At 63.9% G+C, this 22961-nt stretch carries 25 protein-coding genes; all 25 read right to left on the bottom strand.

The features are described from left to right. Positions 1–32 precede the first annotated feature (32 nt). On the bottom strand, positions 33–965 hold the full coding sequence (locus DEIPE_RS22220; protein ID WP_015235894.1) for a tyrosine-type recombinase/integrase: 933 nt from the start codon (positions 963–965) through the stop codon (positions 33–35). Between the two features lie 244 nt (positions 966–1209). Beyond that, positions 1210–1710, bottom strand: coding sequence for a hypothetical protein (locus DEIPE_RS10225; RefSeq protein ID WP_015235893.1), 501 nt, complete (start codon positions 1708–1710; stop codon positions 1210–1212). 69 nt (positions 1711–1779) lie between these two features. Next, positions 1780–2292 carry a hypothetical protein gene (locus DEIPE_RS10220; protein ID WP_015235892.1) on the bottom strand — a complete coding sequence of 171 codons (513 nt, stop codon included), beginning with the start codon at positions 2290–2292 and terminating at the stop codon, positions 1780–1782. A gap of 38 nt (positions 2293–2330) precedes the next feature. Then, positions 2331–4454 (bottom strand): Ig-like domain-containing protein, encoded by a 2124-nt coding sequence (locus DEIPE_RS22215; protein ID WP_015235891.1) that lies wholly within the window; start codon positions 4452–4454, stop codon positions 2331–2333. A gap of 8 nt (positions 4455–4462) precedes the next feature. Next, positions 4463–4888 (bottom strand): M15 family metallopeptidase, encoded by a 426-nt coding sequence (locus tag DEIPE_RS10210; protein WP_015235890.1) that lies wholly within the window; start codon positions 4886–4888, stop codon positions 4463–4465. Next, positions 4885–5298: a hypothetical protein gene (locus tag DEIPE_RS10205; protein WP_041230829.1), complete on the bottom strand. Its 414-nt coding sequence runs from the start codon at positions 5296–5298 to the stop codon at positions 4885–4887. Before DEIPE_RS10205 ends, DEIPE_RS10210 begins: the two co-directional genes overlap by 4 nt. Further along, on the bottom strand, positions 5295–5690 hold the full coding sequence (locus DEIPE_RS10200) for a hypothetical protein (RefSeq protein ID WP_015235889.1): 396 nt from the start codon (positions 5688–5690) through the stop codon (positions 5295–5297). Before DEIPE_RS10200 ends, DEIPE_RS10205 begins: the two co-directional genes overlap by 4 nt. 84 nt (positions 5691–5774) lie before the next feature. Continuing rightward, positions 5775–6860: an SGNH/GDSL hydrolase family protein gene (locus DEIPE_RS10195; RefSeq protein WP_015235888.1), complete on the bottom strand. Its 1086-nt coding sequence runs from the start codon at positions 6858–6860 to the stop codon at positions 5775–5777. A gap of 216 nt (positions 6861–7076) precedes the next feature. Beyond that, positions 7077–9146, bottom strand: a complete 2070-nt coding sequence (locus DEIPE_RS10190; RefSeq protein ID WP_015235887.1) for an SGNH/GDSL hydrolase family protein — start codon at positions 9144–9146, stop codon at positions 7077–7079. A gap of 8 nt (positions 9147–9154) precedes the next feature. After that, a complete protein-coding gene (locus DEIPE_RS10185; RefSeq protein ID WP_015235886.1) occupies positions 9155–9667 on the bottom strand; it encodes a hypothetical protein in 513 nt (170 codons plus the stop codon). Positions 9668–9675: 8 nt separating this feature from the next. After that, a complete protein-coding gene (locus DEIPE_RS24495; protein WP_015235885.1) occupies positions 9676–10194 on the bottom strand; it encodes a hypothetical protein in 519 nt (172 codons plus the stop codon). Beyond that, on the bottom strand, positions 10191–11795 hold the full coding sequence (locus DEIPE_RS10175) for a hypothetical protein (RefSeq protein WP_015235884.1): 1605 nt from the start codon (positions 11793–11795) through the stop codon (positions 10191–10193). The genes DEIPE_RS24495 and DEIPE_RS10175 overlap by 4 nt, the downstream gene beginning before the upstream one ends. Positions 11796–11893: 98 nt before the next feature. Continuing rightward, entirely contained in the window at positions 11894–18193 is a 6300-nt protein-coding gene (locus tag DEIPE_RS10170; protein ID WP_015235883.1) for a phage tail tape measure protein, read from the bottom strand. Positions 18194–18255: 62 nt separating this feature from the next. Beyond that, positions 18256–18597, bottom strand: a complete 342-nt coding sequence (locus DEIPE_RS10165) for a hypothetical protein (protein WP_157448835.1) — start codon at positions 18595–18597, stop codon at positions 18256–18258. A 26-nt stretch (positions 18598–18623) separates the two neighbouring features. Then, positions 18624–19085: a hypothetical protein gene (locus DEIPE_RS10160; RefSeq protein WP_015235881.1), complete on the bottom strand. Its 462-nt coding sequence runs from the start codon at positions 19083–19085 to the stop codon at positions 18624–18626. Positions 19086–19102: 17 nt separating this feature from the next. Beyond that, the gene (locus DEIPE_RS10155; RefSeq protein ID WP_015235880.1) at positions 19103–19471 is read right to left on the bottom strand and encodes a hypothetical protein; all 369 of its coding nucleotides are present in this window, start codon (positions 19469–19471) and stop codon (positions 19103–19105) included. Next, the gene (locus DEIPE_RS10150; RefSeq protein WP_015235879.1) at positions 19471–19686 is read right to left on the bottom strand and encodes a hypothetical protein; all 216 of its coding nucleotides are present in this window, start codon (positions 19684–19686) and stop codon (positions 19471–19473) included. The genes DEIPE_RS10155 and DEIPE_RS10150 overlap by 1 nt, the downstream gene beginning before the upstream one ends. Further along, a complete protein-coding gene (locus tag DEIPE_RS10145; protein WP_015235878.1) occupies positions 19686–20171 on the bottom strand; it encodes a hypothetical protein in 486 nt (161 codons plus the stop codon). Before DEIPE_RS10145 ends, DEIPE_RS10150 begins: the two co-directional genes overlap by 1 nt. Positions 20172–20174: 3 nt before the next feature. Next, on the bottom strand, positions 20175–20411 hold the full coding sequence (locus DEIPE_RS10140; protein ID WP_015235877.1) for a hypothetical protein: 237 nt from the start codon (positions 20409–20411) through the stop codon (positions 20175–20177). Positions 20412–20413: 2 nt separating this feature from the next. After that, entirely contained in the window at positions 20414–20791 is a 378-nt protein-coding gene (locus DEIPE_RS10135; RefSeq protein ID WP_015235876.1) for a hypothetical protein, read from the bottom strand. Then, entirely contained in the window at positions 20788–21186 is a 399-nt protein-coding gene (locus DEIPE_RS10130) for a hypothetical protein (RefSeq protein ID WP_015235875.1), read from the bottom strand. Before DEIPE_RS10130 ends, DEIPE_RS10135 begins: the two co-directional genes overlap by 4 nt. A gap of 3 nt (positions 21187–21189) precedes the next feature. Next, positions 21190–21579, bottom strand: coding sequence for a hypothetical protein (locus DEIPE_RS10125; protein ID WP_015235874.1), 390 nt, complete (start codon positions 21577–21579; stop codon positions 21190–21192). 1 nt (position 21580) lies between these two features. After that, positions 21581–21973, bottom strand: coding sequence for a hypothetical protein (locus DEIPE_RS10120; protein ID WP_015235873.1), 393 nt, complete (start codon positions 21971–21973; stop codon positions 21581–21583). 8 nt (positions 21974–21981) lie between these two features. Beyond that, the gene (locus tag DEIPE_RS23955; RefSeq protein ID WP_015235872.1) at positions 21982–22125 is read right to left on the bottom strand and encodes a hypothetical protein; all 144 of its coding nucleotides are present in this window, start codon (positions 22123–22125) and stop codon (positions 21982–21984) included. A 4-nt stretch (positions 22126–22129) separates the two neighbouring features. Beyond that, positions 22130–22951: a phage capsid protein gene (locus DEIPE_RS10115; protein ID WP_015235871.1), complete on the bottom strand. Its 822-nt coding sequence runs from the start codon at positions 22949–22951 to the stop codon at positions 22130–22132. Between the last annotated feature and the right edge of the window lie 10 nt (positions 22952–22961).

Below are 22961 nucleotides of genomic sequence, written 5' to 3'. Positions count from 1 at the left end.
AGGCCCTGTGAATTCACAGGGCCTTTCGTCATTCAACTCGCCGCTGCTTCGCCCCAGTGATTCACCACGGCTGCGATCTTGCGCCGGTCTCCCTTCGCGTACGTCTCGGTGGTCTGTGTGCTGCTGTGCCGCATGTGCGCTGCAGTGAGCATCAGATCGCCTGTCTCGTCATGCAATCTCGTCGCGCAATGGTGCCTCAGACCGTGAAACTGCCGCCTGGAATACCGCACCTGCCCTTTCTCGCACAACCGCTTCAGGTGATCGCGCAAGGTGCGCTCCTGACGCCAGCGCAACACCCGACCTTCACGCGCTGGCAACGCCTCCAGGGCTGACACCAGCGCCGCACTCAAATGGACCTTCGCGGCCTTGCGGCCCTTGCCAATCACCATCACCTCGCGCGCCTCCAGGTCGATGTCCGACCACTGCAGCTTCACCACCTCGTGAATGCGCAGGCCAGCTTGGGCGGCCATCAGCACCATCACGCGCTCCATCGGATCGGCGACGGCCAGCAGCTTCTCCACGTCCTCCACCGAGTACGCCTCTCGTTTCAGGTGAGCGGGCACGTTGTCCCGCACGGGTGGAATGTCCGCGAAGGGGTCGCTCTGCGTCGCTCCGGCCCAGCGCAGCGCACGGTACAGGGCGCGCACGCCGGAGCGGGCATTGTTGACACTGCCGGGCTTCAGGTCCCGGTGCAAATGCCCGAGGAAGGCCGCGCCCAGGTCCGGGTCACCTTCCAGAAGACGTTTGGTGCTCATGCGTTCCGTGAACCGCAGGAACTTCCGCAGGGCACCACGGTACTGCAGGAAGGTGCGCGGGCTGGTCTGTGAGGCAGAACGGCCGTAGTGCAGCTGGTGATGCTGCACGAGACTGCAGAGGGTGAGGTAGTCGCGCTCATCGAGGGCCTTGAGGGCCACTTTGGCTCGCTTTTTCTTCGACAGGTCCGTCCAAACAAAAGATTCGCTCACGGTGTCTCCCGTGAGCCGGTCTGGATGTGGCGTGACCAAGGGCCATAAAATGACCCTTGGGCCGCTAGTACCGGCTCCACGCTCAGGGCTGCTCGAACAGCGCCTGAGCACTTTTATTTTATTTCGCCTGTAGTTAAAACGTTATCGCCCTACACGCGGTTTTCTTAACGCAAACGCCTGATAATTTCGCAAACAACAAAAAACGCCCCGCTCACCGGCACGAAGCCAGGAGCGGGGCGCTGAATTACTTCTTGGCGGACACGAACGCGTCGTACGCGAACTGCACCAGCATCGGCAGTACCGTACGGATCATCATGCTGGGCACCGGCCCCAAGCGCGACGCGGCGAACGTGTTAAAGAGCCACAGCACCACGGCCGACACGATCGCCTTGGCCTCGCCGCCCTTCACGAGTGGCAGACCAGTCTTCACCGCCTGCGAGACATGCACGATCAAGGTCATGGCGTCCTCGAAAGCTTCCGGGACGCCGCCCTGACGTTCAGCTTTGAATACCGCGAGCGTCTCGGCGATCAGACTGTCGAGATGCTCGGTCAACCAGCTTTCCACCGTGCTGTCCGGCGTCGGTGCGGGTGCCTCGACCATCTCCGGCATGGTTGGCAGGCTGAGCGCCTGCAGGCGTGCTTCAGCGGCCGCAGGCGGCGTCTGCGCCTGCACCTCGGCGAGGGTGAGGACTTTGATGGACTTGCGCGCTTCGAGGATGGCGGTAATGCGGGGATCTACGGTCATGGTGTGCTCCTTGAGCCAATTGAAAGGACTACCTGTCGTGAGACAGGTAGTCAGCGAAGAGTCGAGCGGTCAGGGCAATTCGAAGGCACCCATGTCGACGGTGCCGACAGGTGTGGTTTTTCCCGCGAGGTCTTTCGTGACGGTGTACGTCGCGGTGGTCGTGTCACTGGTGTAGTACGTGATGCTCAGCGCCGCATTCGACCCCATGTCCTTCGTCCACGGCGTGGTCGTCACGCCTGTGCGAAGATCGAACTTCTGCGCCGCCGGATCGGCGAACACCAGCGCGGCGTCCGTCGGGGAGATGTAACGGGTGTTGGTGCCCTTGGTGTCACCCCCGTTGCGCTGGTACTGCCCCCACGACCCCAGGCGGCCGAAAACGTTGTGGCTCTCGTCGCACAGCAGGTCGCAGAACAGCTCCCCTTTGTACGCGCGCTGCGCGGCAATCACGATGTTGTTGCGCGCTTCGAGGATCGAGGCGTCACACCCGTCACTGCACGCGATGCCGGTCAGCACCCCGAATGCCGTGTTATTGAAGAACTTGGTGCCCGGGTTCGCGCCCCAGCTAGCATTCGCGCCACGCACGACCAGCAGCTGACCACCCCGCGGGTGCGGGTAGTTCGTCAGCGCGTACAGGTTGTACGCGTCACGTTGCGTTCCGCGCGGTTGTTGGTGCTGCCACCCAGCTCAGTGAAGGTGCCGCTGTTGATGCTGGTGTTGTGGTGCATGAAGTTGTTGCGTGCACTGAAGATTTCGAGGTCGCCGCCTTCGATGCGGTAATCCTCCGAGCAGTTGGTGATGTTCCCCTCGAAGTAGTTGTACGCGGCGATGTTGTTGTGCCCGTTGATCAGCAGCCCGAACCCACCCGAGTCATCGTCGTACTTCACCCCGACGGGCGTGTTGACGCTCGCGAAGATGCTCTTGGTGATCGCCGTCGCGATGACCTGGTTGTTCGACGTGGCCGGGCGGCCGCTGCTGTTCGCCCCGCTCAGGTGAATGCCCGCCGTGGTGTACTCGGTGCGGCTGTTCTGGATGACATTGAAGCGTCCCGAGTTCGCGTTGTTCGCGTAGTCCTCCGCGGAGATGTTGATGCCGACCCGCCAGCCGGTGCGCTGCCGGAAGTCGTAGGGTTGCCCGTTCCCGCCGTTCGCGGTCTGCGCCCAGTAACTCGTGCCGGCCGTGTCGTTGATGCAGCGCTCCGGGCTCGCGTCGTACGCCGGGTAATGACTGGGGGCCGTGCGAACCAGCAGGTTGTCGATCGTCAGGTACGCTCCGGTGACGAGCACACCCTTCTCCCCGCCCGTGAATTCGAAGATGGGTTTGGCGCCGTTACCGTACGCGCCGATCAGGATGCGGTTACTGCTGGTGCCGTACCACTTCGCGTGCAGCATCGAACTGTACGAACTGCCGGCCTTAAAGAGCAGCGCGTCACCGGGCAGCAGGGTCACGGCGTTCGCTTTCGTGACGGTCTTCCAGGGCGCGCCCGTACTTGTGCCGGAGTTGCTGTCACTCCCGTCCACGCTGTCCACGTAGTACGTCGTGCCCGTCACGGTTGGAATGGGGCTGTTCGCCGTCTGCGTGACGGTCGCCGTATCCGCCGTGCTGCCCATCGGCACGACGTTCGACGACGCGATGTTCACGATGACCGTCACCGTGCCGCTGGTCGTGGCGTTGTTGTCCGCGTCATACGCGCGGGCGGTGAAGTTGTACGTGCCGTTGCTGAAGTCACTGCTGTACGTCTCGGTGTGCTCGTACGGCGCGACCTGCTCGGTGTGCGCCAGCACGCCGTCGCGGTAGAACTCCACTTTCGTGACGCCTTTGTTGTCACTGGCCGTCGCGGTGAGCAGCACCGAACCCGCCGCCGTGACGTTCGTGGAGGTCGCGCTGAGGCTGACCGTCGGTGCGCTTGAGTCCGCTGCGGGGATGTTCACGACCACCGTGACCACTTCGCTGCTGCGGGTGTTCCCAGCCGCGTCGTACGCCAGCACCGAGTAACTGTAGGTGCCGTTCGCCGCGCTCGACAGGTACGTCAGGGTCGAAGTGAACGGCGCGCTAGTGTCCGTACCGTACAGCGTCCCGTTCCGGTAGAACTCCACTTTCGTCACACCACGGTTATCGGTAGCGTTCGCGACAAGTTCCACCGAATCATTCGCGGTCGTGACGCTCGTCTTGCTCGCCGCGAGGGTCACGCTGGGCGGCGTGACATCAAGGTCCACCGGTCCCGCCACGCCGTTCCCCGGAATGAAGTCCGGCAGGGCGGCACCGATCAGGGTGCCTGCGGATTCGAAGCGGGCTTCACTCACACCCACCATGTTGTTGCGGCTGCTGCCGTACCCGACGAACAGCACGTACCGGGCACTCTCCCGCAGGAACGTGAAGCGCTGAAAGCCGTCCTTGTCGAGCGGATGCTTCGCGGGCTGGGCGAGGGCGCGCCTCAGGACCTGCTTCCAGGTTATGGCGTCCGTGCTGACCCACAAGTCGAACACGCTGTCCTGCGTCCGGCCGTTGTAGAGCGCCAGGTCAACCGAGGCGACGTTCTGCACGCTGCCGAAGTCCCAGCGAATCCATTGACTGGCCGGGCGCGCGATCCAGCTCGTGAGGGGGTTGTTGTCCGCCGTGAGGTACGCGGGCGTCTCGCGCACGGCGCTGCTGGCCGTGACGGTCACGATGGGAATGCGTGCGGCGCCTGCGAAGGACGTCAGCACGAAAAAGAGCGCCACCAGGGCGCTCAGGGTTCTGTGGTTCATGCTGCTCCTCACGTGATCACCAGGCCGGCGGGGCGCCGGGCGAGAATGGCGTCCGAGTTGATGAGTTCCAGGTGCACCATTTCAAAGTCGAGGGGCCGCAAACCATACTTCTCGGGCGGCACGGCCTTATAGATTGCCCGCCACACGCGCCAGTCCCACTCGGCCTTGAAGGGCGTGAGTTTCCGCGTGACGACCAGATCGACCGCGAGTCCCGCGCGGTGCCGGCTGTCGAGGGTGTACGTCACGACCGGACCTGGACGGGTACGGCCTTGCGCGTACAGCCACTCCTGGCGTTCCTTGGTGCGGCGTGTTTCGCTGACGTTGATGTTGAACTGCGGGAACGTCGCGCGGGCCTGCTTCAGCCACGCTTCAACAGCAACGCGGCACTCCGGGAAGAGTGCCGCGAGGTCCTTGTTCTTCTTGGGTTCGGTCATGCTTCCTCCTGGCAGGCGCGCAGCTGCGATTCCAGCTCGCTGATTCGGGCGGCCTGCAAGCGGTTCTCGTCGTCGAGTTCCTCGTTCTCTCGCGTGAGGCGATTGTTGTCACGCAGCAGGATGGACTCGCTGTGCTCCAGCGCCACGACCTTGCCGCTCAGGGACCCCACTTCACGCAGCAGCTCCCCGACTTTCGCGTTAAGGTCACGGATTTCTTTGCGGGCCTGCTCGAGTTCCGTCAGGACGGTCTGCATGACCTGCGCCTGCTGGCCTTGCGCGTTCACGCTGGCCTGCAAGTTCACGTCGATGCGTTTCCCGTACACTTTCGCGAGCGTGCCGATCAGCAGCAGCACCGCACCCCACGCACTGGGTTGAACGAACTTCTCCAGTCCACCCAAGTCCAGGCTCATGAGTCACTCCGCGCGTACGCGAAGAGGCTCAGCAGACTGGCCAGGCAGTACAGCAGAGGTGCGACTGCAAAGCCGACCGACAGCACGAACGAGTAAGCGACGGTGCCCATCACGACGAACACCCCGAGCACGGCGAAGCGCGCGATGCTCAAGTGCAGGCACGCGAGCGTGAGGAACGCCGGCACGAAGAGCGCCAGGCCGAACGCTTGTGATGGACCCCAGCTGCTGAGCTTCAGGTACGCGTGACTGGTGTCGTAGATATGCGGATTCAGACATAACGGTAAGGACGCGAGGAGCGCCATCAAGGCACCAATCGCAGCGAAAACCCGCCAGTCCGTCGCCCACACGAGCGAAACGAGCAGACGGACGGGTGGTGGAATACGGTCTTTCATGGCGCCTCCAGGCGCGAAGGCGCCAGCTTCTGAAATGGAAAGAGCACCCCGAAGGGCGCTCAGTTCGTGCTTGTTTGTGTGGTATCAGGGGGAGATTTTCTGAAGGACGACGCGGCCCACTCGAAACGCTCCAGCCGTCGCATGCATCTTGATCCCCTGCGTGAGCGTCGTCGCCTCCTTAGGAATCACGAACGGAACCGTGCGCAGGACAACACGCCCAGGGTTCTCCGCCAACGCAGGCGCCGTGGACTCATGGAACAGCGCGTTGGAGGAAGCGTGAATGGTGCTCCCGGTACGCGCCGAGAGCTGCAACTGGATGCTGGCGAGGTCTACAACGCCTGGCCCCACCTCCACTTCCGCCACCGCGATGAACACGTCACCGGCTTGCCAGCCGTCCGTAATGTTCCGGTATAAGCTCGCGGCGCGTCCGCCCGCCTCAAGGTTCACGTGCTGCCACTCGCCATCCGAGCCGCCGACCTTCGCGCCGCTCACCGCGCCGTCCGTCGCGTCACGCGTAAGAATCCAACCGTCAGCCACTTCGCCTGTCGCGCCGTTGTACAGACTCCCACCGGTTCCTGTGAGGTGTTCGGCATCAAGTGCAAGCAACGACGCTGGGGCTGCCACTCGGACTGCTCGTGCGGTGCTCTGGCCGATCAGGAAAGCGCCACGCGCGTTGAGGTGCACGCCGTCAATTGTGTATGGCTCCGGGTCGCTGTACAGCGCGGCATCCGCCACGATGACTTTCATGCGCGGTCCTTCCATGCGGATGATTTCGTTGAGCTTCTGGTACTCCGCTTCGTTCGTCATGCTGACCGTGCGGGGTACGGTCAACGCGACCACCTTGATGTTCGCGTCGAGGAGCTTCTGCCAGATTTGCTTGATGTTTCCCCACGCAACTTCCGCCCTGACGTTCTGCCCAAGGTCGTTCGCTCCAGCGAGCACGAACGTCCAGTCGGGTTTGCGCGCAATAACGTCCGTCTCGACTCGCGCGAGGATGTGATCGCTCCGTTCGCCACCCACCCCGGCGTTGTATGTGAGGTCGAACGCCTGGCCGAGCAGGGCGTTCGACCAGTTGAAATACCCCTTGTCGGGTACGTGTGGGTTACTGGCGTCCTGTTGCCCATTCTGAGAGGTCAGGCTGTCTCCGAGGAGAATGACGGTGCGACCCACAGGGAAGGGTTCAGCAGGTTGCGGTTCGGTTGAAGGGGGAGGCAGTGCGGGTGGTTCGTTTGGACCGCTGGGGGGGGATGTAGGTACGGTGGGTGATGTGCTCGTCTCCCGCGTGTGACCACATGACGTAAGTACCATTGCCATGAGCAGAAGCCGAGCGTTTCTCATAAAACTACCGTATCAATTCTGTGCTCCCGCATTCACGAATGCGGGGATTTACAGCACATCCCAACGGCTGCCCGTGCTGTAGAGCCGCACCGTCTGGTTCGCGTTGAGCGTCAAGCTGGTCGCACCATCAATCGTTTCCGTGCTTGCGGGCGTCACGGTGATACCCGAGCCCGTGATGTTCTTGATGATGTACACCGTCCCAGCGGACGACGTGATGTTCGGCAGCGTCACGTTCCCCTGAGCGCGCACGTAAGCGTCCGTGGCGCTCATCGTGTACGCGCCCGCCGCTGGCGTGTTCGCCGTGAAGCCAAGCGGTAACTCCAGCTTCACCTGCTGGCTCGTGACCTCCACGCCCACGCCGTTGCGCGCGAGGCGCGCGTTTCCGTTCACGCCCTCGAAGCAGGCTTTGTTGCTCGCATCCACCCAGACTTTCATGGCGGGCGCGCTGGTACTGCCCTGCCGGAACGCAGCGAGGACCGTGCTGCGGCTTGACGTCGGGAAGCCCGTAAAGATGGCGCTGCTGTTCCCGTTGAAGCCCACACGGCCCACCTCGCTTCCGGCGAGCTTGATGCTGATGCCGTCGCTGAAGGGGAACGAGAAGCCCGTTTCGTAGGTGGTCGAGGTGACTTCATCCCCCAGGGTGTTGATGCCGTACGCCCCGAAGAAACCCGTGCCGACCAGCACCCGCAGGCTTTTCGAGAAGGTGTTGTCACTGTCGAGGCTCGCCGCTTCCCCCACAGCTTGCGGCAGCAGGCGCATGAAGCCCGCCACCCAGTAGGCCGCGCCGAGGTTGCTGGGGTGAATGAGGTCAGCGTAGAGCCCACCCGACCAGGCGTCCGGGTGACTCGGCCAGTAGCGCTGCAAATCCCACAGTGAAACGTCCCTCGTCCTGGCAAGGCTCAGCAGGCGCGAGCGGTACTCTTGCACCAGCGCCTTGTACGCGGTGTCCTCCACGCTGGCGTCCGCTTCCGTGCCACGCCACCAGGGCGTCAGCAGAAGTGTGTCACTGAAACGTGGAGGCGTGAAGCTCCCCAGCAGCGTGGTCATGTCCGCTTCGAACTGCGCGCCCGTGCGTTTCGAGGTGCCCGCGTCGTTCGCGCCCAGCATCACGAGTGACTGCGCGGGTTGCGTGACCGCCAGGAACGCCTGCAGGAAATTCCCGCCGTTCTGCGCGGCGGTTGCCCAGTGCGCCGCCTGCGTGCCGCCCGTGTTCAGGTACAGCGGAGCGACACCGTACGCGCGACGTGACCAGGTTTCCACGCCGTACAGCGTGACGTTGCCGCTGCTAACGGTCAGGACGAGACTGTGCGTCCCTGGAGCGCCGCTGGTGTTGGTGGCAAGCTGCACTTCCACGTACCCCAGGCCCGCACTCGCCGCGCTGGTGTCCACGGTGGTGCTCGCGCCACCATCCACCGCGTACGTGAATTGCCCTTTGCCTGGCCCTTTGTAGTACCACACGCGGAAGGTATCGAACGGGTAACGGCTGCTCGGTGCGTACGTGACGCTCGCGCCCGCGTCCGCGGTGATGCTGTTCCCGCTGACACCCCACTTCTCGATGCTGGTGGGGTCACTGTTGCCGCTGCCGTACGTCGTCCAGGTGCCGCTCTTGGTGAGGGTGACGTTCGTGCCGTACCGCCCGGCGTCCAGAGGGTCGTATCCCAGGCCGTTCACGCCGTGCGAGCGTTCCAGGGCACGCAGGAGGGTGGCGCCCATGTACCCGAGGATGCTGTCACCCAGCAGCGCCACGCGGTACGGGCCGCCCGTGTTGTTCAGGTATTCCCGACGGACCAGCTGGTACAGCGCGTGCGGCTGGTTGGCTTTACTGCTGGGGTAGAAGCGTGAAGCGAGCGCCACGCGGTCAGTCGTGGTGAGCGTCGTGATGGGAGTCCAGGCGATGCCGTCACTCACCAGGATTTCCATGCTGCCATCCGCCAGGATACGCCGCCCCTTCGCGCCTGCCGGGCCGATGGGGGGATACGCGGCAGTGTCCGACGCATACTGCGCGGTATCCGCCATTTGTGCCTGCTGCTGCGCGGTGGTGGTGCGGGCTTCCGTGGCGGCACTCTGAAGTTCGTCGAGGAGGTCCTGCGGGGCGGTACTGCTGATCTTTACGGGCATGCAGCCTCCTAGCTCTTGGCGCTGTAGTACCGCACGAAGACCGTCGCGGTGGCGCTCTCGGCGATCAAGCGGGCGTTGAGAAGTTCGTCCAGGGTGCGGAAAGCGTACGTGTCCCCGCGCAGCAGCTGCTCGCCGTCCGTGGGTGCGGGGTTCGTGAGTTGCTTGTGTCGCACGTTCGCTTGTTGAATTTGCGCTTCCGCGTACCGCGCGTCCGCTGGGACGGTCGGGAAAGCGGAAACGCTCGTGCTGGTGACTTCGAAACTCGTTTCGAGCAGCAGCGTGCGGTTCGCGCTGTCTCCCAGACCACCACTGCCACCCCCAACATCCGGAGGCAGCACGACGTACCCGGTCATGGGGTCCACGTCCGCTTTTCCTTCCAGCAGCGTTACGACTGCGTCTCCGAGGGTCTGGAAGGCGTTCTCGTAATCCTCCGGCCAGGTGGCGATGTTGCCCCGCGTGGGGATCGTCACGACTTGCTCGATGGCGTCACGCACGGTGAGCGCCAGGTCTTTGGTGGTCATGCTGCCTCCTAGATGGGGAGTTCTTCGGTGCCGTCGTACCCTTCACCCAGCGGGAACGCCCCAAGCGGAGCGTCACCGAGGGCGAGCGTGGCGCCGGGCGTCCAGTGCGGACCGGTCGGCAGGAGGGTCAGGGTGACACTCCAGGCGTCCGGACGGTCGAAAGCGGGCGTGAGGCTCGCGTACGGGTAGGGTTGCGGAATGAGCGCGCGATAACGGATCTGGCCACGCCAGAGCTTCACGGCGTGCTTCTGCGCGTCGAGCAGGTCACGCAGCATCAGGGTCGCGTGGTACTCGCTGGGCGCGATGACCAGGCCGGATAGCGTGAGGGGTTCCGGGATGGGCAGGCCGTCACCGGTGGTGAACCACTTGGTGCTGCCCGGTGCGCGTTCGAGTTGCGTGCTGAGGTTGTACCCGATTCCTCCATTCGGCGCGAAGGTGAGCGGCAGGGGGACTTTTGTACCGTCCGCGAGTTCGAACTCAAACCCGACGGGTTCGGCGTCACTGAACGTCGGTTCTTTGGCTTTCATGGTCCGTACCTCACGGCGTTCAGCGTCGCCTGGTTGTCACGCTGCTCAATGACGGCTTTCAGGGCGCTCGCTTCCGGGTCGTCACGCTGTCCGACGTGAAGGTACGAATCCCCGTACTCTCTCGCGCTGATGCGGTACTCGATTTTCTGCACGGGCCGCGAGAGGGTCTCGATGAGGCTGCCGTCCAGGGTGCGGCGCTGAATGCTCGCCGTGGCGCCGGGCGTCACGAATCCCGGCAGGCGGATGGTGGCGGGGTCCGGGCTGGGTTCGCGGTAGTACAGGCTCGCGAGGCGTTCGAGCGTTACGCGGTCCACCAGCAGCGGTCGTGCGGTGCCGATGGTGGCGCTGCCGTTCGTGGGTCCCGTGATGCTCAGGGTGATGCGGCAACTGTCGTACAGCGGATTGGCTTGCATCAGCGCGCGAATGTCCGGCCCTCCGAACAGCAGCAGGCCGTTCTTGAATTCCGTCGGGCTGGGGTAGAAATCCAGGAACTGCGCGGGGTCACTGGCCTGGTACACGATCACGCCGACATTCACGAACGTCGCGCCTTGCGCGTTCTGCAGTTCGAAGCCGAGCAGATCGAGGGCTTCTGTCATGCTGATGTCCCAGCGGACCTCGACGGTCTGCGTGCTGCCGACGGAATAATCACCGAAGTTGATTCCAGCGACCGTGCTGGGGTTGTCATCCGCGAGGTGGCTGATGTTGCTGACGCTGCTTCCCGGATTGGCGGCAGAGGCATGCACGGGCGTGCCGCTGGGTTTGAGGTAATCGCGTGGCGTGGTGAGCGCGAGGACTTTCGCGGCGTACCCGAACGCGCTGTTCAGGCTGGAGCTGCTACTGACGATCCCAGCGGGCAGCACCTCGTACGTGCCCATGCCCGTGAAGGCGTACAGCACTTTCGGGCGGTTGCCGATCAGCCAGCGCACGGCGGTGATGAGTTCCTCACTGCCACTCGGCGTCCACTCGATGCGCGTGCCCAGCACGGCCTCGTCGATGCTGACGACGCCTTCTCCCCGGTCAATGACGAGCTGGAAGTCCGCGTTGTACCCCCAGCTTTTCCAGCCGGGCACAAGACTCACGAGCTTGTCGAGGACTTCCTTGCCGCTCTGGTAATTCGGGTGCAGCGCGCCCGCCGTCACGGACGGGTCCGGCACCTGCGTGACGTTGTTCATCTGCGCGGGCAGGCGTCCGTTCGTGAGGTGCGCGATGACCTGGCTGATGGTCGTGTGGACGCTCTGCTGCGGGTAATGCGAGGTCGTCACGTCGACTTCCTCCAGGCGTTTCTTGAGGCCCACCAGCTTGAAACCCGTCGCGTCCGGAGCGTGCCGCGCGCCGGAAAGCACCGCGATGCCCGCGAACCGGGAAGTCCACAGCACCGTGTCATCCGTGACGTTCGGGTCACTCGGGCGCGTCTGAATCTGCACGATGTCCCGGTCACCGATCCCGAGAGAGGACGCCTTCGCGCTGAAGTTGGCTTCCAGGCAGTTGCCGTACGGTTCGAGGGTCATGGTGAGCCCGGCCTGCGTGACTTCCGCCTGGTCGAGGGTGCGGTCGTACCGGTACGCTCCGGTCGGACTGTAAATTCGGAGTCTCCAGCGCACGTCAGCCTCCTTTCTGGGCGTGAGGAGCCACACCCGACTGTCAGAAGAAGGAGGTGCGGCGTGAATGCCGCACCCCACGAGAACGAAGAACAGAAGAATCAACGGAAGGCAGCGGTGCTTGATGATGAACCTCCATCAATGACGACCCTCATGCCCTGCTGCCCGAATACCCGCACGACATCCTGGAACAGTTGCGCGGCCTGTAGTTGAGTCTGGGCGGCCTGCAAGTAGATCGGCGCGGCGTTACCGATCTGCTCAAGCCCGATCAAAAAGGGTGTGCTGACTGAGGCGAACCCCAGGTCAGGTGTGCGTCCAAAGAGGTCTTTGGTGCTGCTGTTGGTGAGCCCGGATGGTTCGGGGGGTTTCAGGTATCCGCCGTCGACCAGTCGCTGCCGGACGGGCGCGATGCCCGCGTAGAACTTCTCGCCCAGTGCCGTCGCTTGATCCACGGCGTTGAAGAGTCCATCCAGCGCGGCGTTGTCGTCTGCCAGGTCGTCCGTCTTGAGGGCGTCGACGAAGTTCTTGATGGCCGGCGCGATGATGTTCTTCAGCAGTTCACCTTGCAGGAAAGACTCGATGATCGCGTTGAGAATCGCATCCCCGACGCTTTCCTTGAGGCTGGTCGTGAAGAGGCTGAAGTCATTCTGCAAGATGGCCTGTTTGAGGCCGTTGCGCAGTCCGGACTCGAAGCCGCCGCTGATACTCTTCGCGAACTCCAGTCCAACCTTGTCGATTTCCTGCGTGACTTCCGGTCCACCGCCGAACAGATCCGCGAAGAAACCCCGTGAACGCACGCTCGTCTTCCCGAAGTCAGCGGCTTTGATGAACGTCCCGGTGAGGGAATTCTCGAAGTCCTGCTGTTTCTTGGCGGCTTCCGCGTACGCGCGGCTGTACCCGGTGAAGGCGTCCGCAAGGGTGCTGATGAGGGTCACGGCCGCACCGATCAGGTTGCCGCTCGCGAGGTCCTTGGCGATACTGAAGCCGCTCTTGAAGAGGTTCACGACGCCGTTGATGTTCGCCTGCAAATCGTTCGCGCCCACGGCACCCGCGAGGTTCCCGAACGCGGAGGCCAGCTGCGCGTACTCGTTCACGAGGCCTTCCAGGAATTCCCATTGCTGCTTCAGGGCGGCGTTGTGGTCGTACGTGCTCTGCGTGGTGCTTTGCAGGCGCCGCTCCTGCTCGGCGAGGATGTCGAGGTACTGCCGGGCGTTCTTGTTGGTGATGGCGAGCGTGAGGGCCGCGTCGAGCTGCTCGTCCGTATAGCCTTGCAGTTCTGCACGGCGCCGGTCGAGGTTGAGGCGGTCCATCAGCTTATTCCACTCGCGCAGTTGATCGAGTTGCTTCTGGAAGGCCGCTTCGCTGCCGTCATCACCCCGAGCGAGTTCGAAGGTGGACGGCAGGGCGCGCGTTTCACGTCCGATGCGGTTGAAGGCTTCGCGTTCGCTTTCCACGCGCGGCCCACTCCCTTCGGGGGTGGATGGCCCGAGAAACGAGAACGCAGAAGAAGGCTTGGTGTCTTCGAGGCGTGAGGCGGCTTCGACGAGCTGCTTGACTTCCCCGGCCGCCTGGTTGCCTTTGCTGATCAGCTGATCGAGGAGTTGCACGAACCCGCTCTGCTGCGGGTCGAGGCCGTTCGCGTACACGCGACGCAGCATCTTCCACAAGTCATCGAAGGTCAGCTGCACGTCCTGAATGTCCTGCTCTTCCCGGATGCCTTTCAGGAGCAGGTCGATGTAATCCGCGCTGGCTTGCGCGGCAGTCTGGTTGGCGGTGGTGATGAAGAACAGCACGTCCGCGTACGCTTCGCGCAGCAGCGCGGCGACTTGGGTGGTGCTGCTCTGCAGGTCCGCGACATCCCGGAAGCCGTACGCGCGCAACGCGGCATTCAGGCCGTCCTCCCCGAAGCTGAAACGCAGCAGGGCGGGCGTGAGGGTGAAGCGCCGCGCGTCACTCAGGGGCGCGGCGTCCTGCAGTTTGCCGAGTTCCTCAGCCGTCTCACGGGCGGTTTCGATGACGTCCGCGTACGCTTGCTCGATGATCTGCGCGACCTGCGGAGCGTAGGCCTTGAGTTGCTCCAGGCTGCTCGCGCCGTACGCGCTGAGGGCGCCCTGCAGGCCGTCCTCGCCTCCCCCGAAGGAGAAGCGCAGCAGTTCCGGTGAGAGGGCGAACCGGGCGGAGGTGATCTTCTGCGCGGCGTCGAGTTGCGTCACGACGATCTTGTTCGCGGCGGAAGCGATGTTGTCCGCCGCGGTGGTCGCCGCGCTGCTCATGCTCGCGTAGAACGTGCGGTACGCGCCACTGAGCTTTCCATTGAAGGCCGCTTCGATGCTGCGCTCCAGTTGTGCGCGTTTAGCTTGCGGAATGCCGTCAGGAATGGCGCTGAGAGCCGTCTGGCGTTCTTCTTCAGCGTTGCGTTTCGCGAGCGTCAGGCGAGCCTGAGCAGCTTGCGCCTGGGCACTCTGAATGCGTCCAGCGAGTTGGTTTTCCACCGCGAGGCGTTTCTGTGCGTCCTCCCCGGCTGCTGCGAGTTCGCGGGTGCGGAGTGTTTCGAGTTGCCGGGCAGCGTCCTCGCGTCGCTGCACTTCCTGCTGCAGTTGCTGCTGGGTGAGGTTCACGAGTTGCTTCGCGGCGTTCTCCGCGTCTCGTTTGGCGTCATCCTGGCGTTTCTTTCGCTCCTGCGTGAGGCGGTCCTGCGCTTGCAGTTCATCCCGAGCGCGGCTGAGGGCAATCTTCCCCGCGTCGGTTTCCTCCAAGGCGCGTTTGGCTGCGTCCGCTGGGGCGACTTTGCTGCGATCCTTTTCGGCTTGCTGAATGAGCCGCGCGACCCGCAAGGCTTCCTGCCGGTGCGCGAGAATCGCCTGTTCAGCAGGGCCTTGCTCTTTGTTCAGGCGGGTCTGTTCCCGTACGGCGTCCCGCGCGAGCTCCAGCACGGCCTTCTGGGCTTTGCCTTCCGCCTCGAAGCCTTCCACGCGGGCTTTCACGCGACCTTTGAAAGCCACGTCGCCGCTTTGGCCGGCCTGAATTTCCTGGCGGGCGATGGCGAGCGCTTCGCGGCTGTACCTCTGAATGTCCGCCTGGGTGGCGATGTAGTCCTTCGCGCTGGTCGTCTGTTCCTTTTGAATCTGCGCGAGGGCCGCGAGTGCCCGTGCGTTGCTGTCAGAGGCTTTCCGGAACGTTTCGAGCGCTTGGCTGGCACGGTCGATGGCTTTCGGATCACGGGCTTTCTGCGCGGCTTCCAGGGCGACGGTGAGTTCTTTCGCCTTGAGGATCTGCGCGTCCGTGATGCCTGAGAAAGCGGGTGCACTGACTGCCGTGTCCGTCGTCCCTCCTGTGCTTTTTGCGAATGGGCTGCTGGGCGCGCGGTAGAACGACGCGTTTTTGGTGTCGTACAGAGGCACCACTTGCGTATTGCCGCTGCCAGGGTTCTCGATGATGAGCAGGCGTCCCTTGTCATCGCGTCCAACCACGACCGCGACGTGCGTGCCGTTCCCGAGTTTGTCTTTGATGGCGCCGTATTGTGGACCTCGGAGTGCGACGAGGTCGCCGGTCGCACCGTCACTCACCTGCTGAAAGCCTGCTTTTTTGGCGTTCGTGACGAGTTGCCCTGCGACCGGAGTACTTTCGATGGTCGCGCCGATCAAGTTGAGGATGCGGCTCGCGATGATCGCGCAGTCGCTGCTGACTTTCGGGTCATTCACGAACACGTCCTTGAGGGACGCGACAAATTCCGCGCTGAAGCCACCAGCGGCGTTCTGAGCCTGCTGGGCGCCCAGCAGGGGGGGCAGGCCCAGCACGGACGAGTTGCTGCCACCATTCGCGGCGAGGCTCGGGAAGTCCACGCTGGCCGCCTGGCGGTTGCGGGCCTGGATGGCTTGCGCGATGGGGCTCAGCTGGAACGCCGGGAAGGCCGCACCGGCACGTCCGCCCGCGAGGTTGTCAAACTGGCCTTTTTCATCGAGGAATTTCGCGAAGTCATTCAGGCCTTTGAAGGCGCCGGAGAAGAACTTCAGCGTCGCGAGGATGCTGCCGTCGCCGTCCTTGATCTTGAAGTCGTTCAGTTCCCGCAAGCTGCGCAGGGCCTGCCCGAGTTCACTCGTGAAACTCGTCGCCCAGTCCAGCACGGGCGTCAGGGCGGGCAGGAGGTTGCTGCCGGCGGTGGTCTTGAGGTTCTCCAGTGCCGCGTTGAACTTCTCCTGCTCTCCCCGCAGGCCTTTCAGTTGATCCTCAGCGGCTCTTTGCGCGCTGCCGTTCTGATCGAGCAGCTGCACGCGTTCCGCGAGGCCCTTCTGCCCTTGTTCGATCAGGATGTTGAACGCGCGGATGCCGTCACTCCCGAAGATCGTTTCGGCGGTGAAAGCCCGCTGTTCAGGGGTGAGTTTCGAGAACTTCACGCGCAGTTCCTCGACGATCTGCGCGAGGGGTTTGAATTCCCCGTTCGCGGTGAAGGCCGAGAAGGTCAGGTCGTTCATGGCTTGCGAAGCGGCTTTGCTGTTCGGCGTGAGGGACTGCAGGAAGGTTTTGAAGCTCGTCCCGGCGTCCGACGCGCTGATCGCTTTGTCCGTCATGAGGGAGATCGCGGCGGTGAAGGTCGTGAAGTCGATGCCGCTGGTGGTCGCGACCGCGCCCGCAGCGGCGATGCTCTGCGAGAAATCCTGCATTTTGATGCTGGTGGCGTTGACGGCGTTCGTGACGACATCCGCGACTTCACCGAGGTCGGACGCTTCGAGGTTGAAGGCTTTCATGCTGCTCGCCGCGACGGCTGCCGCGACGGCCATGTCGCTGCTGGTCGCTTTCGCGAGCAGCGTGGCGTTCACGAGACCGCCATTCAGGATGTCCGCCGTTTCCAGACCTTGCGAGCCGAGCTCCTCGATGCCGGCGGCGGCTTCGATGCCACCCACGCCGAGTTGAATGAAGGTGTCGTCGAGCGCGAGGCTGGTGAGGCTCTTGAGCTGCGCGCCCGTGGCGTTGGTGGTGGCGCCCGCTTTGTTCATGGCCTGCTCGAAGTCCGCAGCGGTATTCACGCTGGCGGCCATTGCGGCACCGAGGCCCACCACGGCCGCGCCGGTCACGGCGAACGCAATCGCGGTTTTCGCTTCGTTGATGGCGGTCTGCCTCGCGGCGGGGTCGTTTTCCTTGTGGGCGAGGGTGAGGGACTTCACGCCTTCCGTAGCACCCCCGAGGTCCACCCCCGCCCCGGCCGCCGCTTCACCGGCCGCGTTGGTGGCTTCAGCGGCTTGCTGAGCGGCTTTCGGGAGGTCCTGACCGAGTTGCTGCGTGACTTGCCCGACGGACTGCGACAGGTTCGCAAAGGCGCTCGCCGCGAAGACGTTGCCACCCAGAGCGCCACCACTGACCGCACTTGCCGTCGTGCGCGCCCCGGCGCCCGGTACGGCGTTACGTTCGATGGTGTCACTGAGGCTTTTCGCAGCGCGTGCCACGTCATCCTGCTTGCTCTTGAGGCCGTCCACCAGGCCTTGCGCGGTGAACACCCCGAGGTTGAACATCACGCGGCTGGGGCTGCGGATGTCGAGGGTCTTCTTGATGGTCTGCGTGACACCTTCAGCAGTTTGCCGGGCAGCGTTTGCCGTCTCGGCGGCACCGCTGCGCAACCCACCCTGCAGGCCGTCACTGATGTTCGTGCCGATGTCCTGCGCTTCACGTTGCGTGGTCTGCGCGGCTTGATCGAGTTGCGTCTTCAGGAGCGCTTCGAGGGCCTGGCCGAACGGTCCGAGGTTCCCGAGGGCACTGAGAAGGCCTTGCTGAATGCCGAAGCTGAACCCGCCGAAGGTGTTGCGGCCCTCAGCGGCGTCGATGGTGCGTTGCGCGGCTGCGGCGACTTGCGTGAGGCGGCGGTATGCGTCACTCTCCCGATCGAGGCTCGCGGCGGCTTCCAGCGCGCGACGCTGGATGTTCGTCTGGAGCTGCACGACTTCCTGGTTGGTGAGCTGGTTGGCTTGCCGCAAATTGCGCGTGGCGCGTTGTTCGTTGTCGAGGGCGCGGATAGCGATATCTGACGCGGCCTTGAGGGCGCGTGCTTCGCGTTCCCGCTCGCGGGTGGTCTGCGCGGCGAGTTGCGCGGTGACGCGCGCTTCCGCGCCCTGACGACGCAGGGCGGCCGTGAGGACGTTCTGCTCGGCGGCCTGCCGGCGCAGTTCCGCCGTCTGCGCTTGCGCTTCCGTGCGTTGCGCGCGGGCACTCTGCACTTGTTCGTTCTGCGCTCTGGTGACGTTCTGCGTGGCCGTCGCGGCCTTCTGGATTTCCTGGGTGTCGAGGCCGAGTTTCACCTCGTACTTGCCGTCCGTGAGGCGACGAACCTTGCTCAGGAGGTCGTCCAGTTGCCGTTCGGGACCTTGCAATGTTATGCCGAGGGCTGCGATCTCAATGGTTTCTGCACTCATACGTCACCTCCTGAGAAGCCATGAAAAAACCGCCCCGAAGGGCGGTCAGCGTGTCCGTGGGGTTACTTGATGTTTTTGGGTCCGAAGACCACGCCGTACTTGCGGACGTACGTGCCGTTGTAATGCACCAGCATCACAATCACCACGACCGGCCACAGCGTCCCACCGGACATGAGGGACAGCGCTCCCCCCGCGAAGAGCCACAGCAGACCGAGACCCCACTCCCCGATGGTCATGAAACCCACCCCCAGGATCACCAGGTTGAGCAGCAGGCCCGCCCAGTAACTCGGTCGGGGTTTCGGGGTGCTGGGATGCTCCTGAAGTTCCGCGCGGATTTGCGCGCGGTAGTGTTCCTCTTCGCGGATGCGGGCTTTCTCCGCGTCACTCAAGCCAGGGTCGGGCATGTCTTGAGCGTACACGTTCCAGGCGCTCATGAGTGCCTCGTCTGCGCGGCGGTGGCGTTCAAGGCACGCCAGAGGGGCGCGACGTCCCGCGCGAAGATCTCTTCCGGCAGGCCGCCCGCTTTCACGAAGGCGATCACCGCTCGCGCCGTCGCGGGATGCACGCCCGGCAGGGGCTGAGCGGTGCCGCGTTGTCCTTCGTCGGGGTCACCGAGGTACTCACGGTGCTGAATGCGGTACGCGCGCGCCCGGCGTTCCTCACTCGAGGTGAGCTCTACTGTCTGCCCGGCTTGCTCGCGTTCGTACGCGTCGATGATCTTATCCACGCCGCTCGGTTCGCCATTCGCGCCTTTCTCCCCGCTGACATTCGCGAAATTCGCGTCCAACAAGGGTTTCAGGCGTGGGTAGAGGATGCGGCCGCGTTTGCGGGTCACGAACTGCAGCTGCCGGACGGTCATCGTGCGGATCTGCTCGAACGTCCAGCCGGTCACGCCGATCACATCCGCGATCAGGTCGTCGAGTTCGTCGTCACTGAGCGCGCGGCGTTGATTTTGTCCTCCAGCGCTTTTTTTTCGTGATCCCCATCCAGCAGGGCGTTCAGGATCGTCACGAGGGCGGACCAGGTGAACTGCTTCATCAGCCAGTCGAGCGTGACTTTCTCCCGCTCAGCTTTTTTGGTGCCCGCGATGAAGCGCGCGTGGAGTTTCTCCACCATGAAGTCGTACAAAGCGTCCTTGGGGATGTTGCCCTGCTCGTCTTTCGGAAGGGCGCCCCACTCGTCTCGCTCTTCGAGGGTGAAGGGAGCGAGGTAGAACTTCACGCCATCCACGCCGAACGTCACGTCACTGATGGCGGGGTTGAGTTCGATGTGCGGCATTACGCCTCCGTGATGGTGATGTCAGCCAGAAAAAACCCACCGTGCGGTATGGCGGGGAACTTGTATTTGTGGTTCTCGTGTTTGAGTCGTGCACCGGCACGTACCGGAGCGGTCGTGTAAACCGCTCCGGCAGTGATCGTGCCGTTTTGCACCGTGGCGTGGAAGAGCGTGACTTCCACGCCACGCCCTTTCAGCACCAGGCGCTCGTGAGTCATTACGACAGGGTGTTTCCGGCCATGTCGACGTACTGCGAGGACAGGGTTTCGAGGGTGAAGGCCCAGTCGGGGAAGTCCTGCGCGCCGCCCTGCATGCCACGGTCCTGAATGGCGCTCTCGCCCCACACCTGAATGTTGGCGCTGGCGTACACGGCCTTGTACACGACCGGCTGGCCTTTGCTGGCCGCGTTCAGCAGGTTCTTGAAGGTGGCGTTGCTGGCGTCGGACGCCATGCTGAACTGGATGCTGCCGCCGTCCACGCTGATGTTCACGAGGCTGCGCTTGGTGCCGTCCGGCTGGATGTACAGCTTCTTGCGGTTGACGTTGCTGTTCGGCTGGAAGCCGCCGAGTTCGCTGATGAGGGGAACTTGCACGAAGACGATGGGGTCACCGGAGACGGCGGGCTTGAAGCCGACGAGCAGCTTGTCGATGTCGCGGGTGGTGGCGTTGGTGGTGCTGAAGGTGGGTTCGGTCGCTACGGCCATGATTTATTCCTCCTGTGCTTTGAGGTACTCGCGGATGGTGGCTTGCGCTTGCTCTTCGGTGTCGGCGGTCACGTGGTACGCCGCTCCTCGGTACTGAGCGCTGACGGTCACTTGCTTCCCGTGCGGAACGGGAGCACCAAAAACAAGACCGCTGAGTTCCTCAGCGGCTTCTTCTGGTTCGGGTTGAGGTTCCACCGTGGGGAGAACCCGAGGGGGTGGAGCGTTGAATTTGTTGTTCACGGTTACTCCAGGTAACTGAGAATCAGCCGGACGGCTGCGAAGGGACGCTGAATGTCACCCGGCACGTCCGGCGGGAGGCAGGCGCCCAGCTGCACGCCTCGCACGCGCTCCAGGCCCGGATGCGCGGTGAGGGTGCCGGGTGAGCTGAGGGCGCGCGTGGTGTGGTACAGCGCGTTCAGGGTGGTTTTGCTGCTACCCGGTGCGCCGTACAGTGCGACGTTCACCGTACGGCGGTGAGCGTGCCCGCCGTACTGCCGGCTGGTGTTGGTGTCCGTGAGGTCACTGACGACCGCGTACGCTTCTTTGGGGACACTGGCAGGCGCCACGTCGTACACCTTCGTCAGCCCGGCGTTCCGTAAGGCTTGCGCGATGGTTGTCATGAGGCACCTCGCAGTCCTTCGAGAATCGCCGTATGCAGCTGCGGATCGTGCAGCAGCTTCGTCGCCCAGGCGCGTGGGCCTGAACCGGGCGTCTGCTCACTGACCGGCCTGAACTCCAGGTACGCTGCCCAGGCGGGTGGGTTGTTGATCGCCCCGACGGACCACGTGAGGCTGCTGAGGCGGCGTTTGTCGATGCTGTCCCGCAACGCGTGGCTTTGCGTGGCCGGGTACTCTCCCGGGCGTGAGGAAGGGTTGGGGTTGCCAGGGTAATGGACGCCCGAACCGGCCGTGTTCAGCGCGTCGTAGGCGTACCCTGTGGCGGCGGTCGCGGCGCCTTCCATCGCGCGGGCAATGCGGGCCCGGAGGGCCTGCGCGCCACGTGAATTGAACGCCACGCTTTACCCCCGGTTCCCTGGTGCGGCGAGTGGCACGACCAGCAGCACACCTTGGCTGCCTTCGTCGATGGCGTCCGCTGTGGGGTAGTAATTCACCCCGGCGAGACGAATCACGAAGCCGGGCTCGGTGACGGGCGCGTCGTGCGGCAGCAACGCCTCGAAGGCGGGAATGGCGAGCTGCCCACCGGTCGCGGCGAGTTTGACGCGACGGTCCGTGCTGATGGGCAGCAGCAGACCACGCACGATCGCGCTGACTTCCACGCCTGGGGAGTCGAAACCATCCGCGTTTACGGTGGTAGTCGGACGGACGATCAGCAGGTCATTGCCGAGCGCTTCGAACACCCTCTTGAGTTGCGGACGCGTGAGGCTTTGCAGCTGCGCGGTGGTGATCATCTCACCACCCGCTGAACGTGAGGTTCAGCGCGGCAATGCCGCCCGTGACGCCCGCGTCTTTCAGGTGCTGCGTGGCCGTGTCGAACCAGCTCGCGGCGTGCTCTTTGCTGAGCGCCGCGCCGGCCTGACCGCTGAGTTTCAGTTTCACGCTGCCGATCTCCACGCTTTCCGTGCCGGCGTCCGCTCCACTCGCGCCGAGGGACGCAAGGAGATGCAGGGTGTAAGCACTGACAGCGTCTTGCGTGTCGGGCGTGTCACTCAGCGTGACGCTGACTTTCGCGGCTTCTGCCTCCGCCCAGCGTTGCGCCCGGGAGAGCAGCTTCGTGAGGGTCGCGTCATCCGGCAGGGTGAGTGTCGGCGCGTAATCCCGCACGTGTTGAGGAGTGGCGGGCATGCGTCACCTCATTTCTTCCTGGGGGGTTTGGGCAGCGCAGGCGGCGGGGTGGGTTCCTGCAGCACCTCGTACTCATCAGTTCTCGTGAGGCTGAAGTGCCCCTCGGGAACCTGATGCGTGAGTCCCGTCTGCTTGTTACGCACGCGAGGCATGCGTTTACTCCGTCAGGGTGATCGTGCCGAGCATCGAAGGCTCGATGACTTTGCTGCCCCACGCGAGACGACCGCGCACGGCGTCCTTGAAGCTGGCTTCCAGGCGGAGGGCTTCCGGGTTGCCGGTCAGCTGACGGGCGTGCGTGACCGCGCCATTCGTGCCGTACAGGGCCTTGCGGGCCACGGCGGCCGTGCCGTCCGCATCGACCAGGTTGTTGCTGACGATGATCGTAAAGCCCGCCGCGCGACCTACTTCACCGCTGCTGATGACGCTGTCACCACTCTGGGTGGCGTGAATGAACTTGTCGTTCTTCAGCAGTGCCGCGTACCCGGCGGGGCTGGTGACGTGCCAGCGACCCTGACGGGGCACGTTCGCTTCGTCGAGCTTTTTGCCGGCTTCGACGAGGGCGTCGTAGTAATCACCGGTGGAGAGGGTGAGGGCGATGTCGGTGAGTCCCGCGGCGGTGTAGAGGGACGCGATGCTCTGATCGACCTTGTCGGCCAGCGCGTACGCGGCTTCGCTGGTGTACTTGTCGATCAGCGTGACGTTCGCCTGCACCTGGTCGAGGTCATCGATGGCGAAGGCGTAGTACTGATCCTGGTCGATGGTGAGCGTCTGGGTGCTGCTGGTGGGCGTCTCGTACGAAACGCTGCCCGCGTACGCGCTGACGGCGATGCGGCCGGGCCGTTGGATCTTGACGGTGCCGCCGGGCGTGACGTCCCCGCTGTAGTCCATGTTCACCAGGTTGGCGAGCACGAGGTTCTTGTTGAGGTTCGCTTGCAGGCGAGCACTCCAGATGGTGGGCTTGAAATTCGCAATGGTCATGGGTGGCTCC

Source organism: Deinococcus peraridilitoris DSM 19664 (assembly GCF_000317835.1).
GTDB classification, from domain to species: Bacteria; Deinococcota; Deinococci; order Deinococcales; family Deinococcaceae; genus Deinococcus_A; species Deinococcus_A peraridilitoris.
The sequence above is the reverse complement of the archived record's forward strand: the minus strand, read 5'-3'. Positions and strand labels throughout refer to the sequence as shown.

Excerpts from the sequence above, each read along its gene's own strand:
- DEIPE_RS22215 (WP_015235891.1), bottom strand. The coding sequence starts at position 4,454 with ATGAACCACAGAACCCTGAGCGCCCTGGTGGCGCTCTTTTTCGTGCTG.
- DEIPE_RS23955 (WP_015235872.1), bottom strand. The coding sequence starts at position 22,125 with ATGCCTCGCGTGCGTAACAAGCAGACGGGACTCACGCATCAGGTTCCC.
- DEIPE_RS10170 (WP_015235883.1), bottom strand. The coding sequence starts at position 18,193 with ATGAGTGCAGAAACCATTGAGATCGCAGCCCTCGGCATAACATTGCAA.
- DEIPE_RS10205 (WP_041230829.1), bottom strand. The coding sequence starts at position 5,298 with ATGAGCCTGGACTTGGGTGGACTGGAGAAGTTCGTTCAACCCAGTGCG.
- DEIPE_RS10135 (WP_015235876.1), bottom strand. The coding sequence starts at position 20,791 with ATGACAACCATCGCGCAAGCCTTACGGAACGCCGGGCTGACGAAGGTG.
- DEIPE_RS10200 (WP_015235889.1), bottom strand. The coding sequence starts at position 5,690 with ATGAAAGACCGTATTCCACCACCCGTCCGTCTGCTCGTTTCGCTCGTG.
- DEIPE_RS10225 (WP_015235893.1), bottom strand. The coding sequence starts at position 1,710 with ATGACCGTAGATCCCCGCATTACCGCCATCCTCGAAGCGCGCAAGTCC.
- DEIPE_RS24495 (WP_015235885.1), bottom strand. The coding sequence starts at position 10,194 with ATGAAAGCCAAAGAACCGACGTTCAGTGACGCCGAACCCGTCGGGTTT.
- DEIPE_RS10125 (WP_015235874.1), bottom strand. The coding sequence starts at position 21,579 with ATGATCACCACCGCGCAGCTGCAAAGCCTCACGCGTCCGCAACTCAAG.
- DEIPE_RS10120 (WP_015235873.1), bottom strand. The coding sequence starts at position 21,973 with ATGCCCGCCACTCCTCAACACGTGCGGGATTACGCGCCGACACTCACC.
- DEIPE_RS10150 (WP_015235879.1), bottom strand. The coding sequence starts at position 19,686 with ATGACTCACGAGCGCCTGGTGCTGAAAGGGCGTGGCGTGGAAGTCACG.
- DEIPE_RS10185 (WP_015235886.1), bottom strand. The coding sequence starts at position 9,667 with ATGACCACCAAAGACCTGGCGCTCACCGTGCGTGACGCCATCGAGCAA.
- DEIPE_RS10155 (WP_015235880.1), bottom strand. The coding sequence starts at position 19,471 with ATGCCGCACATCGAACTCAACCCCGCCATCAGTGACGTGACGTTCGGC.
- DEIPE_RS10165 (WP_157448835.1), bottom strand. The coding sequence starts at position 18,597 with ATGCCCGACCCTGGCTTGAGTGACGCGGAGAAAGCCCGCATCCGCGAA.
- DEIPE_RS10145 (WP_015235878.1), bottom strand. The coding sequence starts at position 20,171 with ATGGCCGTAGCGACCGAACCCACCTTCAGCACCACCAACGCCACCACC.
- DEIPE_RS10210 (WP_015235890.1), bottom strand. The coding sequence starts at position 4,888 with ATGACCGAACCCAAGAAGAACAAGGACCTCGCGGCACTCTTCCCGGAG.
- DEIPE_RS10190 (WP_015235887.1), bottom strand. The coding sequence starts at position 9,146 with ATGCCCGTAAAGATCAGCAGTACCGCCCCGCAGGACCTCCTCGACGAA.
- DEIPE_RS10115 (WP_015235871.1), bottom strand. The coding sequence starts at position 22,951 with ATGACCATTGCGAATTTCAAGCCCACCATCTGGAGTGCTCGCCTGCAA.